At 63.8% G+C, this 15,549-nt stretch carries 13 protein-coding genes and 1 tRNA gene; 3 read left to right on the forward strand and 11 right to left on the reverse strand.

Features of this window, described 5'->3' with window-relative positions; translation table 11 throughout:
- Positions 1-216 precede the first annotated feature (216 nt).
- From D7S89_RS06680 to D7S89_RS06710, 7 genes are all read right to left on the reverse strand, one after another.
- Entirely contained in the window at positions 217-1,086 is an 870-nt protein-coding gene (locus D7S89_RS06680; RefSeq protein WP_121276817.1) for a DUF3037 domain-containing protein, read from the reverse strand.
- The gene (locus D7S89_RS06685; protein WP_245982731.1) at positions 1,083-1,793 is read right to left on the reverse strand and encodes a HipA family kinase; all 711 of its coding nucleotides are present in this window, start codon (positions 1,791-1,793) and stop codon (positions 1,083-1,085) included. Before D7S89_RS06685 ends, D7S89_RS06680 begins: the two co-directional genes overlap by 4 nt.
- 100 nt (positions 1,794-1,893) lie before the next feature.
- Positions 1,894-1,984, reverse strand: a tRNA-Ser gene (locus D7S89_RS06690).
- Positions 1,985-2,122: 138 nt separating this feature from the next.
- Entirely contained in the window at positions 2,123-3,421 is a 1,299-nt protein-coding gene (gene serS / locus D7S89_RS06695) for a serine--tRNA ligase (protein WP_121276821.1), read from the reverse strand.
- Between the two features lie 83 nt (positions 3,422-3,504).
- Positions 3,505-4,818 (reverse strand): replication-associated recombination protein A, encoded by a 1,314-nt coding sequence (locus D7S89_RS06700; RefSeq protein ID WP_121276823.1) that lies wholly within the window; start codon positions 4,816-4,818, stop codon positions 3,505-3,507.
- Between the two features lie 77 nt (positions 4,819-4,895).
- Entirely contained in the window at positions 4,896-5,594 is a 699-nt protein-coding gene (gene lolA / locus D7S89_RS06705) for an outer membrane lipoprotein chaperone LolA (protein ID WP_121276825.1), read from the reverse strand.
- Between the two features lie 64 nt (positions 5,595-5,658).
- The gene (locus tag D7S89_RS06710) at positions 5,659-7,971 is read right to left on the reverse strand and encodes a DNA translocase FtsK (protein WP_121276827.1); all 2,313 of its coding nucleotides are present in this window, start codon (positions 7,969-7,971) and stop codon (positions 5,659-5,661) included.
- 325 nt (positions 7,972-8,296) lie between these two features.
- Here D7S89_RS06710 and trxB point away from each other — a divergent pair, with 325 nt between their 5' ends.
- The 3 genes from trxB to D7S89_RS06725 all read left to right on the forward strand — a co-directional run bounded on the left by trxB (position 8,297) and on the right by D7S89_RS06725 (position 10,823).
- Positions 8,297-9,292 carry a thioredoxin-disulfide reductase gene (gene trxB, locus D7S89_RS06715; protein ID WP_121276829.1) on the forward strand — a complete coding sequence of 332 codons (996 nt, stop codon included), beginning with the start codon at positions 8,297-8,299 and terminating at the stop codon, positions 9,290-9,292.
- A 183-nt stretch (positions 9,293-9,475) separates the two neighbouring features.
- Positions 9,476-10,213, forward strand: a complete 738-nt coding sequence (locus tag D7S89_RS06720) for a Smr/MutS family protein (protein WP_121276831.1) — start codon at positions 9,476-9,478, stop codon at positions 10,211-10,213.
- A complete protein-coding gene (locus D7S89_RS06725; RefSeq protein WP_121277331.1) occupies positions 10,203-10,823 on the forward strand; it encodes a trimeric intracellular cation channel family protein in 621 nt (206 codons plus the stop codon). The genes D7S89_RS06720 and D7S89_RS06725 overlap by 11 nt, the downstream gene beginning before the upstream one ends.
- 43 nt (positions 10,824-10,866) lie before the next feature.
- On the opposite strand, the gene D7S89_RS06730 is transcribed toward D7S89_RS06725, so the two are convergent.
- The 4 genes from D7S89_RS06730 to D7S89_RS06745 all read right to left on the reverse strand — a co-directional run bounded on the left by D7S89_RS06730 (position 10,867) and on the right by D7S89_RS06745 (position 15,251).
- Positions 10,867-11,985 (reverse strand): ABC transporter ATP-binding protein, encoded by a 1,119-nt coding sequence (locus tag D7S89_RS06730; RefSeq protein ID WP_121276833.1) that lies wholly within the window; start codon positions 11,983-11,985, stop codon positions 10,867-10,869.
- 88 nt (positions 11,986-12,073) lie between these two features.
- Positions 12,074-12,931, reverse strand: coding sequence for a carbohydrate ABC transporter permease (locus D7S89_RS06735; RefSeq protein ID WP_121276835.1), 858 nt, complete (start codon positions 12,929-12,931; stop codon positions 12,074-12,076).
- Complete coding sequence (locus tag D7S89_RS06740; protein WP_121276837.1) at positions 12,921-13,862, reverse strand: carbohydrate ABC transporter permease; 942 nt, start codon at positions 13,860-13,862, stop codon at positions 12,921-12,923. Before D7S89_RS06740 ends, D7S89_RS06735 begins: the two co-directional genes overlap by 11 nt.
- Before the next feature lie 141 nt (positions 13,863-14,003).
- Entirely contained in the window at positions 14,004-15,251 is a 1,248-nt protein-coding gene (locus D7S89_RS06745) for an ABC transporter substrate-binding protein (RefSeq protein ID WP_121276839.1), read from the reverse strand.
- Between the last annotated feature and the right edge of the window lie 298 nt (positions 15,252-15,549).

The raw sequence follows: 15,549 nt of genomic DNA on the forward strand, positions 1-15,549 counted from the left end.
CAAATCGTTATTTTAATTGGATGGGGCGTCGGGGAGCGGATGGCGCTTGGCGAGCCGTCAAACGACTGGCTGAAACTGCGCTTTGGCCATGCCCGACGCGGCGGCAGTTCATTTCATGAACAGGCTTGAGGTGTCTAGCGGCACGAGTCTGAACCCACTAGTCGCGGCCATGAAAAAGCCCGCTCGCGGCGGGCTTTGAAGCGAGCGGTACGATTGTCAGTCTGAATCGCTAGTCTCGACATCGGGCATGCCTTCGGCAAATGCCAAAATTCGACCGCGCTCCGTCTCCTGTGCAAGCACGATGCCATGCGCCTTCAGTTGCTCGCTGATCTCGGCAAATGCGGCAGCGCGAGGACCAAAGGCCTCTTTAGGCGCCGCTGCCGCAAACAGGACGTCACCCTGAAGCGTGCGATCCCGACGGAGCTTCTCGATCTTGCCGATCCAATCCCAGCCGTGATCATAGAGGCGGCTCGGGTCATCATGGGCTAAGAAGATCGGTTTGATCGCACGGATTGCCTCTCCTGTGCCGTTCATCCGGACAAACGGCAAGCGCGCCTTGTAGGTGTCACTCTTGCCGAGCGTCCGCTCATGATAAAGGCTCGTCAGATCGGCGGCGCGCAGCATCTCGTGGATCCGCTTCTCGACATAGCGCTCCTGGTACGCCTTGGTTGCGAAGGAGCGCCCGACATAGTGCTCGAAAAGCTCCTCGAGCTTTTCGCTCGGTTGCCGGTCAGCCATCGCCACCCGGTCCCCTTGGGCGACGACCACCCCCTCACGTGGCTTCACAAGCTCGCTAAACACGAAATTGGCAAAGTCCGCGCTGGGCCCCATAGGCGCTTCTGCAAACGCCTTCTCGATCGACTGGGTAATGCGGACCAACTCGTTTGCGTACACCTTCCGGGCTCTCCGGACGACGTTGGCGTCGAGTTCCTCAAAGAAGGCGGTGATTCGCGAAATACGATCAATGAGTTTGTACCCGATGTACTTCGCCGTCGGGCTCATCAGCACGATACCGATGTTTGCGAACTCACCCGTCTCGGGATACGGCATGAAGCGCACGATGGTGTATCGACAAGCATGTTTCATCGGCGGCTCCAAAAGTTAGGCAAACACTCCGTCAGAATGGCGCGTGCATCATCGGGACTGAAATTGAGGCGAAGATCGTCTCCAAGCCACCACCAAGACTCTGGCATTTTATCGCAAATGTCGTCAAGTTGACCCAAAGCAGACCCAAGGCGGTCCTCGTAACGTTGGCGGTCGATCATGTCCTCAAAGATAGAGTCCCACGATGCCGCGAACGCGTGCGAAGAAAAAAATGTCTTACAGTCAAAGTCTGCGTCGAAGGCCTGGTTGTGGTCTATCACCACCACCTCTTTGCGCCCGGCATTCCAGAGCAAGTTCGGGTTCCCACCCAGCTCGGTAAGCATCCGATCCTGATTCCTGACCCAATAATCGAAGACCAGGACATCGCTTCGAATGCCGATGGGAATCTCTTGGACATTCGGCCAAGTGAGCTCCAGCACTGAGTCGACGCGCCGGGAGAGAAAAACGTATCCAGCACCCAAATCCGCGAGCCCCGGAGCCCCGAGTCGGACAAGTGCTTCATCGACTTCGCCGATAGCGAACGGAGCGACCGGCAGACCAAATTTTTCGGCCAACGAGCTTGCTATCCACTCAGCCACGAGGCTCTTGCGGCCAGCCGCCTTCCCCTTGGCATAGTAAAGCGCGCCATCATCACCCCGACATAAGAACGGCTCTGTGATCCCCTGCGACGACCGTCCAAGGACTTCCATAACCTGTACCACATGGCCGTTTATCATGTTTGTAGGCGAAGTAGGATCGCCAAAAACAAAAACCCCACAGGCTTTCGCGCTGCGGGGTTCCTGATGATCTTGGCGGAAAGGGTGGGATTCGAACCCACGATACGGTATAACCGTATACCGGATTTCGAGTCCGGCGCATTCGACCTCTCTGCCACCTTTCCGACTTTCAAACGAGAGCTGGACGTCCGCTTCGTTTCTTCGCTACGCCGGTCGTTGCGTGGCGAAGCGAAGATTATAGGATAGCTCGCACAACATTCCAAGCCCTTTTTGCAAAAAACTTGAAACGCCGGCGCGAGCGGTCATGACGCGGCCGTCGGCTCCAGCCGTTCGACGCCGCCGAGGTACGGCCGCAGCGCCGTCGGCACGGTCACCGAACCATCCGCGTTCTGGAAGTTCTCGAGCACGGCCACGAGCGTGCGCCCCACGGCCAGACCCGAACCGTTCAGCGTATGGACGAGCTCGGGCTTGCCCTGTGCATTGCGATAGCGCGCCTGCATGCGGCGAGCCTGGAACGCCTCGGTGTTCGAGCAGCTCGAGATCTCGCGATAGGTGTTCTGGGCAGGCAGCCACACCTCGAGGTCGTACGTCTTGGTGGCCGAGAAACCCATGTCGCCCGTGCACAGCGTCATCACGCGGTACGGCAGTTCGAGCTTTTGCAGAATCGCTTCCGCGTGCCCGACCATCTGCTCGAGCGCGTCGTACGACGTCTCAGGCGTGACGACCTGCACCATCTCGACCTTGTCGAACTGGTGCTGGCGGATCATGCCGCGCGTGTCGCGGCCGTATGAGCCCGCCTCGGAACGGAAGCAAGGCGAATGCGCCGTCAGCTTCACGGGCAGCGCGCCGGCATCGAGAATGCTGTCGCGCACCGTGTTCGTCAGCGAAATTTCGGATGTGGAAATCAGATACTGCGTGACGGTGTGCTCGCCACCGCCCTTCTCGACGCGGAACATATCGTCGGCGAACTTCGGCAACTGTCCCGTGCCGAGCAGAATCTCCGGGTTCACGATGTACGGCGTATAGACTTCGGTATAGCCGTGCTGCTGCGTGTGCGTGTCGAGCATGAACTGCGCAAGCGCACGATGCAGTCGCGCCATCGCGCCGCGCAGCATCGTGAAGCGCGCGCCCGAGAGCTTCGCGCCCGTTTCGAAATCGAGACCCAGCGCAGTGCCGACGTCGACGTGATCCTTCACCTCGAAGTCGAACTGGTGCGGCGTGCCCCAGCGGCGCACTTCGACGTTGCCGGTCTCGTCGTTGCCGACAGGCACGCTCTCGTGCGGCAAGTTCGGGATCTCGAGTTGCAGCTTCAACAGGCGTGCCTGCACGTCATCAAGCTGCGCCGCGGACGCCTTCATTTCGTCGTTGATGCGGCCGACTTCCGCCATCAGCGCCGTCGTGTCCTCGCCGCGCCCTTTCATCGCGCCAATCTGCTTCGACAAGCTGTTGCGGCGCGATTGCAATTCTTCGGTGTGGGTCTGAATGGCACGGCGTTCGGCTTCGGCGGCCGAGAAAGCGGCGACGTCGAGCGTGTAGCCGCGATCGGCGAGACGCTTCGCGACGCCATCGAGGTCTTTGCGCAGCAACTGGGTGTCGAGCATGGGAGAGAGAATTCTTTCGTGAAATGAAGGTGTGATTTTAGCGCACCGGCGCCGCGCGCCATGCACAGCGACTGCAGTGCCGCTCAATCGCCCTTGTTCTTCTGCGCGCTGCGCCAGGCGGCATCGAGATCGGCCAGACGGGCTAGCTTTTCGCCGATCTTGCCCTCGAGCCCACGCGGCGTCGGGCGATACCAGTGCGGCTCGCGCATGCCGTCGGGCACGTAGGTCTCGCCGGCCGCATACGCGTCGGGCTCGTCGTGCGCGTAACGGTATTCGCGGCCATAGCCGAGCTCTTCCATCAGCTTGGTCGGCGCGTTGCGCAGATGCACGGGCACGGGACGCGAACGATCCTTGCTGACGAACCGCCGCGCCTCGTTATAAGCCATGTAGCCCGCATTCGATTTGGGCGCCACGGCCAGGTAGATCAGCGCCTGTGCGAGCGCGAGCTCGCCTTCGGGCGTGCCCAGGCGTTCGTAGGTTTCAGCGGCGTCGAGCGCGATGCGCGGCGCACGCGGATCAGCAAGACCGATATCCTCCCACGCCATGCGCACGATGCGCCGCGCGAGGTAGCGCGGGTCCACGCCGCCGTCGAGCATGCGGCAGAACCAATACAGTGCGCCGTCGGGATTGCTGCCTCGCACTGACTTATGCAGCGCGCTGATCTGATCGTAAAACGCGTCGCCCCCTTTGTCGAAGCGGCGCAGGTTCTCCGTCAGTGCACTCGCGATCAACGCGCCATCGATTTCGCCAACCTTCTGCGCGGCCGCCGCGCGCGCCACGATCTCGACGTTGTTGAGCAGCTTGCGGCCGTCGCCGTCGGCCGACCCGATCAGCGCCTCGTTGGCCTCGTCGGTGATCGCCAGGCCGCCGAGTTCGCTCAGGGCGCGTGCGAGCAACTCATGCTGCTCGTCGTCGTCGAGACTCTTGAGTACGTACACGGCCGCGCGCGACAGCAATGCGCTGTTGACCTCGAACGACGGGTTCTCGGTCGTCGCGCCGATGAACACGAACAGGCCCGACTCCACGTGCGGCAGGAACGCATCCTGCTGGCTCTTGTTGAAGCGATGCACTTCGTCGACGAACACGAGCGTGCGCCGGCCATGCGCGCGATGCGCCTGCGCGAGCTCGACGGCCTCGCGAATGTCCTTCACGCCCGACAGCACGGCCGACAGCGCGATGAATTCGGCATCGAACGCGTTCGCCATGAGCCGCGCGAGCGTCGTCTTGCCGACACCAGGCGGGCCCCACAGGATCATCGAATGCGGCTCACCCGACTCGAACGCGACGCGCAACGGCTTCATCGGCCCGAGCAGGTGCTTCTGGCCGATCACATCGTCGATCGTGCGGGGCCGCAGCCTTTCGGCGAGCGGCATGGCGACGCGGGGTTCTTCAAACATGGCGTGATCCGAATGAGCTCGGCGCGGCACAGCGTCGATGCGTCACGCAGCGCGCACGCATGGCGGCCCCGCGCCGATCAACCGTTGATGACATCGGCGCCCTTGGGCACCGTGAACTTGAACGCGTCGGCCTTGAGCGGCGGGTTCTTCTGAATGTTGGAGAACGTCAACAGCGTCACGTTGCCGAACACGTCGTGCAGCTCCATCGCTTCGAGATTGCCGTCGCGAAAGCCGATGCCGACGCGCTGAAATTGCGTGTCGCGCGCCTTCGGAATCAGCTCGAGCCAGTCGATACCCTGCTTCACGCCCGCATCGCGCAGCGTGAAGTTCTGCTCGAGGTCGTTGCTGCCGAACAAGATCGCAGCCGGGCTCGCGCCGAGCGCGCCACCCAACTTGCGCACCGTGACCTGATTGAGGTCCTTGTCGTAGACGTACAGATTCTCGCCGTCGGCTTGCAGCACCTGCTGGTAGGGCTTCTCGTACGACCAGATGAATTTGCCGGGACGCGCGAACACGAACGTGCCGCTCGAGGTACCGCCGAGCGTCGGCATCGAGGCGCCGCTTGCCGCTTGCGCCTTCGACGGCGCCTTCACTTCGCGCTGCACGAATTCGCCGCGCGCCGCGTGCACTTGCGCGACGAACGCCTTCAGTTGCGCGGTGCCACTCGCGAACGCGGCCGGCGCGCAAGCCAGCAGCGCGGCGCCAAGTACGGCGAGGCCCGCTGCTCGTGCACGCAAGGAAAGAAAACGGGCCGGTTGCCGGAACGAATGCTGCATGAGAGTGATTCTCCGTGAATGAACTGAGCGCACTGGCGAGAGGCATGCCACCGCGGGTGTGCGGCTACTCGGCGTCACGCGCCGGCACTAGAATTTCGCGGTTGCCGTTCGACGACATCGCCGAAACGAGCCCCGACTGCTCCATCTGCTCGAGCAATCGCGCGGCCCGGTTGTAGCCGATGCGCAAATGCCGCTGCACGAGCGAGATCGACGCGCGCCGATGCTTGACGACGATCTCGACGGCCTGATCGTAAAGCGGGTCCGCTTCGCCGCCGCCTGCCCCGCCGGCCTGCGCGTCGCCCGAGCCTTCGTCGCCCTCGCCGGCCACGCCACCCTCGAGAATGCCCTCGATGTAGTTGGGCTCGCCCTGCTCCTTGAGCTTTTCGACGACGCGATGCACTTCGTCATCGGACACGAACGCGCCGTGCACACGCACAGGCAGTCCCGTGCCGGGCGGCAGATACAGCATGTCGCCCATGCCGAGCAGCGACTCGGCGCCCATCTGATCGAGAATCGTGCGCGAATCGATCTTCGACGACACCTGGAACGCCATACGCGTCGGCACGTTGGCCTTGATGAGCCCCGTGATGACGTCGACCGACGGACGCTGCGTCGCCAGGATCAGGTGGATGCCGGCCGCACGCGCCTTTTGCGCGATCCGCGCGATGAGCTCCTCGACCTTCTTGCCGACGACCATCATCAGATCGGCTAGCTCGTCGATGACGACGACGATGTTGGGCAGACGCGTGAGCGGCTCGGGCGCCTCAGGCGTGAGGCTGAACGGATTCGGCAGTTTCTCCTCGCGCTTGGCCGCGTCGTCGATCTTGTTGTTGTAGCCCGCGAGGTTGCGCACGCCGAGCTTGCTCATGAGCTTGTAGCGCCGCTCCATCTCGGCCACGGCCCAGTTCAGCGCATGGCCGGCCTGGCGCATGTCCGTGACGACCGGGCACAGCAAATGCGGAATGCCTTCGTAGACGCTCATTTCGAGCATCTTCGGATCGATCAGGATCATCCGCACGTCTTCGGCACTGGCCTTGTAGAGCAGCGACAGGATCATCGCGTTGATGCCGACCGACTTGCCCGAGCCCGTCGTGCCCGCTACGAGCAAGTGCGGCATCTTGGCAAGATCGGCGCACACGGGCTTGCCGCTGATGTCCTTGCCCAGGCCCATCGTGAGCTTCGACGGGGCATCGGCATAGACCTCCGAGCCGAGAATTTCCGACAGCCGGACCGTCTGGCGGCGCTGGTTCGGCAGCTCGAGCGCCATGCAGTTCTTGCCCGGGATCGTCTCGACGACGCGGATCGACACGAGCGACAGCGAGCGAGCGAGATCCTTGGCCAGGTTGACGATCTGGCTACCCTTGACGCCCGTCGCGGGCTCGATTTCGTAACGCGTGACGACAGGGCCCGGGTACGCCGCGACGACGCTGACGTCGACGCCGAAGTCCTTGAGCTTCTTCTCGATCAGACGCGAGGTGAACTCGAGCGTATCGGCCGAGATCGACTCCTGCACGGCCGGCGCCGCGTCGAGCAACGCGATCGGCGGCAGCGTCGAATCGCCGGGCAGATCGGCGAACAGCGGCTGTTGCTTCTCGCGCTCGACGCGCTCGGACTTGGCGGGCGCGATGACGGGCGGCACGATCGTGACAGGCTCGTGCTCCTCGAGCTTGACGCGGGTCTGCTCGACCTTGCCCTCGCGCTTGACCGCGGCCGCTTCGCCGAGCTTACGGTCGCGCCCGGCCTCGCGGCGCAGCTTCGCCAACGTGACGGCGGAGATGATCGCGTCGCCGACACGCTCGGCCACCGACAGCCACGAAAAGCGGAAGTACAGCGACAGGCCGATCCCGAACGCGAGCAGCAGCGCGAGCGTGCCGCCGGTGAAGCCGAGCGCATGCGAGATACCGCGCGCGATCGCGTCGCCGACGATGCCGCCCGGCGCGCGCGGCAGCGGCACGCGCAGCGACCACATGCGCAGCGCCTCGATACCGTCGCAAGCGAGCAACACGAGCACGAACGCGAACGCATCGGTCACCCACGAGTGGCGCGGCGCCTCTTCGTCGGGCGCCGCTTGCTCGTTCAGGCGCCGGTAGTTGGCGGCGATGCGCCGCGCGAGCAGCACCACCCACCAATAGGCCGACAGGCCGAACAGCAGCAGCAGGATGTCGGAGGTCCAGGCGCCGACGCGCCCGGCCCAGTTCGCGATGCGTTCGACTTGTTGCGCGTGCGTCCAGCTCGGATCGTGTCGGCTGTAGCTGACGAGCGCCATCACCAGGAACACGCCGAGCGCGACCTGCAAGAGCCAGCGGATTTCGGTGAAAAGGCGCGACATGCGATGCGGCAAGGCTTGCGCGTGCGCCGAATAAGGAGCTTTGGCCATGAATCCGTAGGGGTTGGCGTGCCGCCCGAGAAGGGCTCGGCCGCGCCGGTCATTCGATGCGGGCTATTGTAAACGTTGCGTCGGGCGCCCGGCTGTAAATGAGGGTAACGCCACTCGCCCCACACTATCGCGCCGATTGAAAGCACAGCGGGCAGCGCGTCGAACAGACCTTTATAATGCGCGGATACGCCCTCACCTATCGCTGCGGTGCGGCCGTACGGCGTCAATCGAGCCGCGCAAGCCTGGCGTGCCGGGCTTTGCACACTCGCTCGCAGCCGAGCGGCCCTTGTTGCCCACGCGGTACTTTCTTACGGATTGCTGCCCCATGTCCACGCGCAAACACGCCAAAGTCCTGATTCTCGGTTCCGGCCCTGCCGGCTATACGGCTGCCGTCTACGCCGCTCGCGCCAACCTCTCGCCGATGCTGATCACGGGCCTCGCCCAAGGCGGCCAGCTGATGACGACGACCGACGTCGAAAACTGGCCGGCCGACGCGAACGGCGTGCAGGGCCCCGAGCTGATGCAACGCTTTCTCGACCACGCCGAACGCTTCAAGACCGAGATCGTCTTCGATCACATCCACACGGCCAAGCTGAACGAGAAGCCGATCCGCCTGATCGGCGACTCGGGCGAATACACGTGCGATTCCTTGATCATCGCGACGGGCGCCTCGGCGCAGTACCTGGGCCTGCCCTCGGAAGAATCGTTCATGGGCCGCGGCGTGTCCGCCTGCGCGACCTGCGATGGCTTCTTCTACAAGCAGCAGCATGTGGCCGTCGTCGGCGGCGGCAACACGGCAGTTGAAGAAGCGCTGTATCTGGCCGGCATCGCGAGCAAGGTGACGGTCGTCCACCGCCGCGACAAATTCCGTGCCGAGCCGATCCTCATCGACCGCCTGCTCGAGAAGGAGAAGGAAGGTGTCGTCGAGATCAAGTGGAATCATGTGCTCGACGAGGTGAAGGGCGACGATTCGGGCGTGACGGGCCTGCGCATCAAGCACACGCAGACGGGCGAGGCGACCGACGTCGCGCTGCAAGGCGTGTTCATCGCCATCGGGCACAAGCCGAACACCGACATCTTCGCGGGCCAGCTCGAGATGAAGAACGGCTACATCATCACGAACGGCGGCCTGAACGGCAATGCCACGGGCACGAGCGTGCCGGGCGTGTTCGCTGCTGGCGACGTGCAGGATCATGTCTATCGCCAGGCCATCACGAGCGCCGGCACGGGTTGTATGGCCGCACTCGATGCGCAGCGGTACCTCGAAAGCATCCACGAGCTCCATCAGGACCACGTGATGAGCGCAGAGGTCGATCGCTAACCGAGCGTCCGTCGGCGTACCCGCCGCCGTGCCCGTTCGCACGGGCGCGGCACACCAAGGGTCGCGGCGTCACGCCCGCGGCCCTTTTTGCGTCGGCGGGCCTCGCTTGGCCAAGCGCCTCGCAGCGCTGATAGCCTCCTGCATTCCCTTTTTAGCCTCTTTGGCAAGCACACGTCTATCGTCATGGCGAAGAACCGATCCCGTCCGAACGAGCCCGCGCGCAGCGATACCGGCACGCGCGGCCTGGCGCTCAACGATCTGGCCGGCCTGCGCGATGCGCTCAAGCAGAGCACCGAGCAACGCGAACGCGAGCGCATCGCCGCGGCCAAGGCCGCGCGCGAAGCCGCCGCCGATGCCAACCTGTTTCGCCGCGAAGTCGGCGAGGTGGCACCGCTGAAAGCCGACAAGCGGGCCCCGCACAGCCGCACGCCACCGCCCGCGCTGCCGCTGCAGACGCAGCGCGACGAGCAGGCCGTCCTGAACGAGGCGATCTCCGACGAGTTCGACCCCGAGGTGCTGCTCGACACCGACGACACGCTGTTCTACTGCCGCCCCGGCATTAGCCAGGAAGTCGTGCGCAAGCTGCGGCGCGGCGACTGGATCGTGCAGTCGCAGATCGACCTGCATGGCATGCGCCGCGACGAGGCACGCGAAGCGCTGGCCGAGTTCATCCGCGAAGCCGTCAAGCGCGGGCTGCGCTGCGTGCGCGTGATCCACGGCAAAGGGCTCGGCTCGGTCGGCAAGGAGCCCGTACTCAAAGGCAAGGTGCGCGCGTGGCTCGTGCAGAAAGCCGAAGTCATCGCGTTCTGTCAGGCGAGGCCGCATGACGGCGGCGCCGGCGCGGTGCTCGTGCTGTTGCAACCGGGCGCGACGCACCCGGGCGCAGGTCGTGGAGAACGGGAGCCTCACGGTGCATCCTAGGCTCACGCTCGCCCTCACCCTCATCGAAGCGGTCGCGATTCTGGCGTACGCGATCTCGGGTTTCATCGAAGCGCGCAAGCGCCGGCTCGACGCGGTCGGCACGTTTCTCGTCGGCTTCGCCACGGCATTCGGCGGCGGCACCGTGCGCGATGTGCTGCTCGAGCACCGGCCTTTCTACTGGGTCGAGCACCAGACCTACGTGATCGTGCTGTTCGTCGCGTCGCTGTTCGCGCCGTTCGTGCTGCGCACGCTCTCGCGCCTGTTTTCCGAGCGCGCGTTGCTCGTGGCCGATGCAATCGGGCTGGGCCTGTTCAGCATCTCGGGCACGTCGATCGCGCTCGAGGCGGGCATGCCGGCATTCACGGCGACTCTGATGGGCGTTGCGACGGGCGTGTTCGGCGGCCTCATTCGCGACGTGCTCTGCAATGTCGTCCCGCTGATCCTGCGCGATTCGCGCCCTTACGCCACCTGTGCGTTCGCGGGCTGCTGGCTGTATCTGCTACTCGACCACTTCGATGTCGATTCGGTCTACAGCCTCATCATCGCCACCGCGTTCATCCTCATTGCGAGGCTCGTGACGTTCAAGCTCAACGTGCGGCTGCCGCATTGAAAGGGAACGGCGAGCCCGGGCGGGCTCGCCGTCAAAAGACCGATCAGGCGATGCGCGCCTCGGTGGACGGATCGAACAACACGGCCTTGGAAACATCGAACAGCAGCGGCATCGTCTGCAACGGCTGCGGATTCGCGGCCGGGTGCACGCGGCTGACGGTGCGCTTGCCGTTGACCTGCGCGAACACGAGCGTATCGGGGCCCGTAGGCTCGATCACGTCGACCTTCACGTCGATCTGCTGAAGTGCCTCGCCTTGGCCGTTGTGCGCGCTGCGGGCATCGGTGATGCGCTCGGGCCGCAGGCCGAGGATCACCTGACGGCCGACATGGCTCTTCACGCGAGCCGCGTCGAAGGGCAGGTTCAGCACGCCGCGCATCACGCCCGTGTCGATCTCGATGCCGATGCCGGCGCCCTGCTCCACGAGCTTGCCTTCGATGAAGTTCATCGGCGGTGCGCCGATGAAGCCGGCCACGAACAGGTTCGACGGCGAATCGTAGATGTCCTGCGGCGCACCGAACTGCTGCACGACGCCGTCCTTCATCACGGCGATGCGGTCGCCGAGCGTCATCGCCTCGATCTGATCGTGCGTGACGTAGACGATCGTCGTGCCGAGACGCTGATGCAGCAGCTTGATCTCGGAGCGCATCTCGATGCGCAGCTTCGCGTCGAGGTTCGAGAGCGGTTCGTCGAACAGGAACATGACGGGATCGCGCGCGAGCGCACGGCCCATCGCGACGCGCTGACGCTGGCCGCCCGAGAGCTGGCCCGGCTTGCGATCGAGCAGGTGCTGGATTTGCAGCATCTGCGAAACACGCTCGACGATCTGCTGTTGCTCCTGCTTCGGCACCTTGCGGATGTTCAGCCCAAACGAGATGTTCTCGCGCACCGTCATCGACGGATAGAGCGCGTACGACTGGAACACCATCGCAATGTCGCGATCCTTCGGCGAAAGATCGTTGACGAGTTTGCCGTCGATGCGGATTTCGCCCTTGGTCACCGTCTCGAGGCCGGCGATCATGTTGAGCAGCGTGGACTTCCCGCACCCTGAGCCGCCGACGAGAATCAGGAACTGACCGTCCTCGATCTCGATGTCGACGCCCTTCAGGACGGGCACGCCGTTCGGATAGGTCTTGTATACGTCGCGGATGGAAAGGCTTGCCATGCTGAGAATCCTTTAATCTGCTGTGCAGCTTTCGAGAATGCGTTGCACTACTTGCGCGAGCCTCGCGAGTGAAGCGAGGCTCCCTCGTTCAACCCTTCACCGCGCCCGCCGTCAGGCCGCGCACGAAGTAACGGCCGGCGATCACGTAGACGAGCAGCGTCGGCAGCGCCGCGATGATCGCGCCCGCCATGTCGACGTTGTATTCCTTCACGCCCGTCGACGTATTCACGAGGTTGTTCAGCGCCACGGTAATCGGCATCGAATCGACGCCCGAGAACACGATACCGAACAGGAAGTCGTTCCAAATCTGCGTGAATTGCCAGATCAAGCACACCATGAAGATCGGCAGCGACACGGGCAGCAAGATACGCAGGAAGATCGTGAAGAAACCCGCGCCGTCGATGCGCGCGGCCTTGACGAGTTCGGCTGGCACGCTGACGTAGAAGTTGCGGAAGAACATCGTCGTGAACGCGATGCCGTAGACCACGTGCACGACGACGAGGCCCGTGATCGTGTTCGAGATGCCGACGAAGCCGAGCAGACGCGCCATCGGCAGCAGGATCGTCTGGAACGGGATGAAGCAGCCGACGAGCAGCATCGTGAAGAGCGCGTCGGCGCCACGGAAACGCCAGTGCGTGAGCACGTAGCCGTTGAACGCACCGATGATCGACGAGATGAACACGGCAGGAATCACCATGCGCACCGAGTTCAGGAAGAACGGCTTCATGCCGTCGCAGCGCACGCCGGTACAGGCTTCGCTCCACGCCTTCACCCACGGGGCGAAGGTCCAGTGCGACGGCGGCGTCAGCAGGTTGCCCGTGCGCAGCTCGTTGATGTCCTTGAACGACGTCGACAACATCACGTAGATCGGGAACAGGAAGTACAGCGCAAACAGCAGCAGAGCCGCATAGATGACCGCGCGACTGATCGTCAGCTTAGGCTGCATTGCGGGTGCTCCTCGATTCCAGATACATGAGCGGCACGAGCACCGCGACGACGGTGGCCAGCATCATCATCGACGACGCCGCGCCGACGCCGAGCTGCCCACGGTTGAACGAGAACGTGTACATGAAGATGGCCGGCAGCGACGACGACGTGCCGGGACCACCCGCCGTCAGCGCGACGACGAGGTCGAACGTCTTGATCGCGATGTGGCACAGGATCAGGAGCACCGAGAAGAACACGGGCCGCATGCTCGGAATCACGATCTTGCGGTAGATCGTCGGCAGCGTCGCGCCGTCGACCTGGGCGGCCTTGAAGATTTCGGCATCGACGCCGCGCAGGCCCGCGAGAAACAGCGCCATCACGAAGCCCGTCGATTGCCAGACGGCCGCGATCACGATACAGAAGATGGCCTTGTCGGGATCGTCGAGCCAGTCGAACGAAAAGCTGGTCCAGCCCCAGTCGTGCATGACCTTCTCGAGACCGAGGCCCGGATTCAGAATCCACTGCCAGGCCGTGCCGGTCACGATGAACGACAGTGCCATCGGGTAGAGGAACACGGCGCGCAGCGCGCCTTCGTTGCGAATCTTCTGATCGAGGAGAATCGCGAGAAAGAGACCGAGCCCGACGCACACGCCGATGAACGGGATGGCGAACCAGCCGAGGTTCTTGGCCGAGGTCCACCACACGTCGTTCTCGAACAATTCGGAATACCGCTGGAGGCCGGCGAACCCGTAGTTCGGCATCAGCCGCGAATTGGACAGCGACAGATAACCGGTGATCAGAATGAAGCCGTAGACGAACACCAGGCTGATCGCCACGCTCGGTGCGAGCACGAGCTTGGGAATCCAGCGATCGGCGAGCGCCGCCAGCGACGACGTGCCGCGAGGCGCGGGTGCGACGTTCTTGTCGTTGCCGCTAAGAGAGGCAGCCACTGCTCTACTCCTATGCAAAGCTAAAAACTTGCCTGCCGGCCCACCCGGCGATCCCGAAACGCGATGCGCGGGCGGACAGGCATGGGGTGATGCGAACGGCGGCTCAGCACGATGCACCGCGCCGCCCGATGCCCGCTTCGCTTACTTCGTCTTCGCCGCCTTCGCGAGCGCCTGCACCGCGCTCTTGGAGTCTTGCGACGAGTTCATGAACTTCGTGACGACGTCGGAGATCGCGCCGGCCGTTGCGTCGGACTGCGCCATGCCGTGCGCGAGCGACGGCACGTAGCCGCCGGCCTGGATGGCCGCCTGCTCATCCGCGTACGACTTCTTCGCGCAGTCGTCGAACTTGGCCATCGACACGCCGAGGCGCACCGGGACCGAACCCTTGTTCAGGCTGAACTGCTCCTGGAACTCCGGGCTCATGATGGTCTTGGCCATGGCGAGCTGGCCCGGCGTCGCCGCCTTCTGGCCCTTCTGCTGGAAGAACACGAACGAGTCGACGTTGAACGTGTAGGCCTTGTCCGTACCCGGCACCGGCGCGCAGAGGTAGTCGCTGCCCGCCTTCTTGTTCGCGTTCGCGAACTCGCCCTTGGCCCAGTCGCCCATGAACTGCATGCCGGCCTTGTTGTTGATGACCATCGCCGTCGCGAGGTTCCAGTCACGGCCCGTGCGGCCCGTGTCGAAGTAGCCCTGGATCTTGCGCACCGTGTCGAACACTTGAAGCATCTTGTCCGAGGTCAACGTCTTCTGGTCGAGGTCGACGAGCGCCTTCTTATAGAAATCGGCGCCTTGCGACAGCACGACGTCTTCCCACAGCGTGAGGTCTTGCCACGGCTGACCGCCCATCGCGATCGGCATGATGCCTGCGGCCTTCATCTTGTCGGCCACGGCGAAGAACTCGGGCCACGTCGTCGGCACCTTGCCGCCGGCCTTGTCGAGCGCAGCCTTGTTGATATAGAGCCAGTTCACGCGATGCACCGAGAATGGTGCGGCGACGTAGTGGCCGTCGGCTTGCATGATCTTGTCGATCTGCGGCGGCAGATTCTTCTTCCAGTCGCCCGCGGCCTGATCGATGTTGACGAGCACGCCCTGGTCAGCCCAGTCCTTGATCAGCGGACCCTTGATCTGCGCGGCGGTCGGCGCGTTGCCCGAGATCACCTGCGTCTTGAGCGCGGTCATCGCCGCCGCGCCGGCACCGCCCGCGACCGCGAAGTCCTTCCACGTGTAGCCCTGCTTGGTCATGTCGTCCTTCAGCACGCCGACGGCTTTCGACTCGCCGCCCGACGTCCACCAATGCAGCACTTCAACGGACTCGGCCGCCTGCGCCGCCGAGATGCCGGCCATCAGCCCCGTAGCGCACAGTGCAGCCATGATCGCGCGAACTTTCATTCTTTATCTCCTCCGGAACACCTGATCAAGATACGGTCCATCCCTGCTTGAAGTCGCCTGGGAACGGTGGTTGGGTGAAACAGAACAACAATGGGGTGGCCGAGCCTCGGTGGACGCACGCACGCGCGCCGGCGGGCCGCATGCCCGGCCGGGAAGGCTCTCAGGAAATGAGCGATTCGCAACTCAACGACTGTCTCCTGTTTTGATTTCGGCCCGCACCGCGTCGCACGGCAAAGGCTCGGGAGGGCTAGCGCATCATGTCACGCATGCGCTGCTAACATGCAACGCGCAATGCGTC

Source organism: Trinickia fusca, from assembly GCF_003628145.1.
GTDB lineage: Bacteria > Pseudomonadota > Gammaproteobacteria > Burkholderiales > Burkholderiaceae > Trinickia > Trinickia fusca.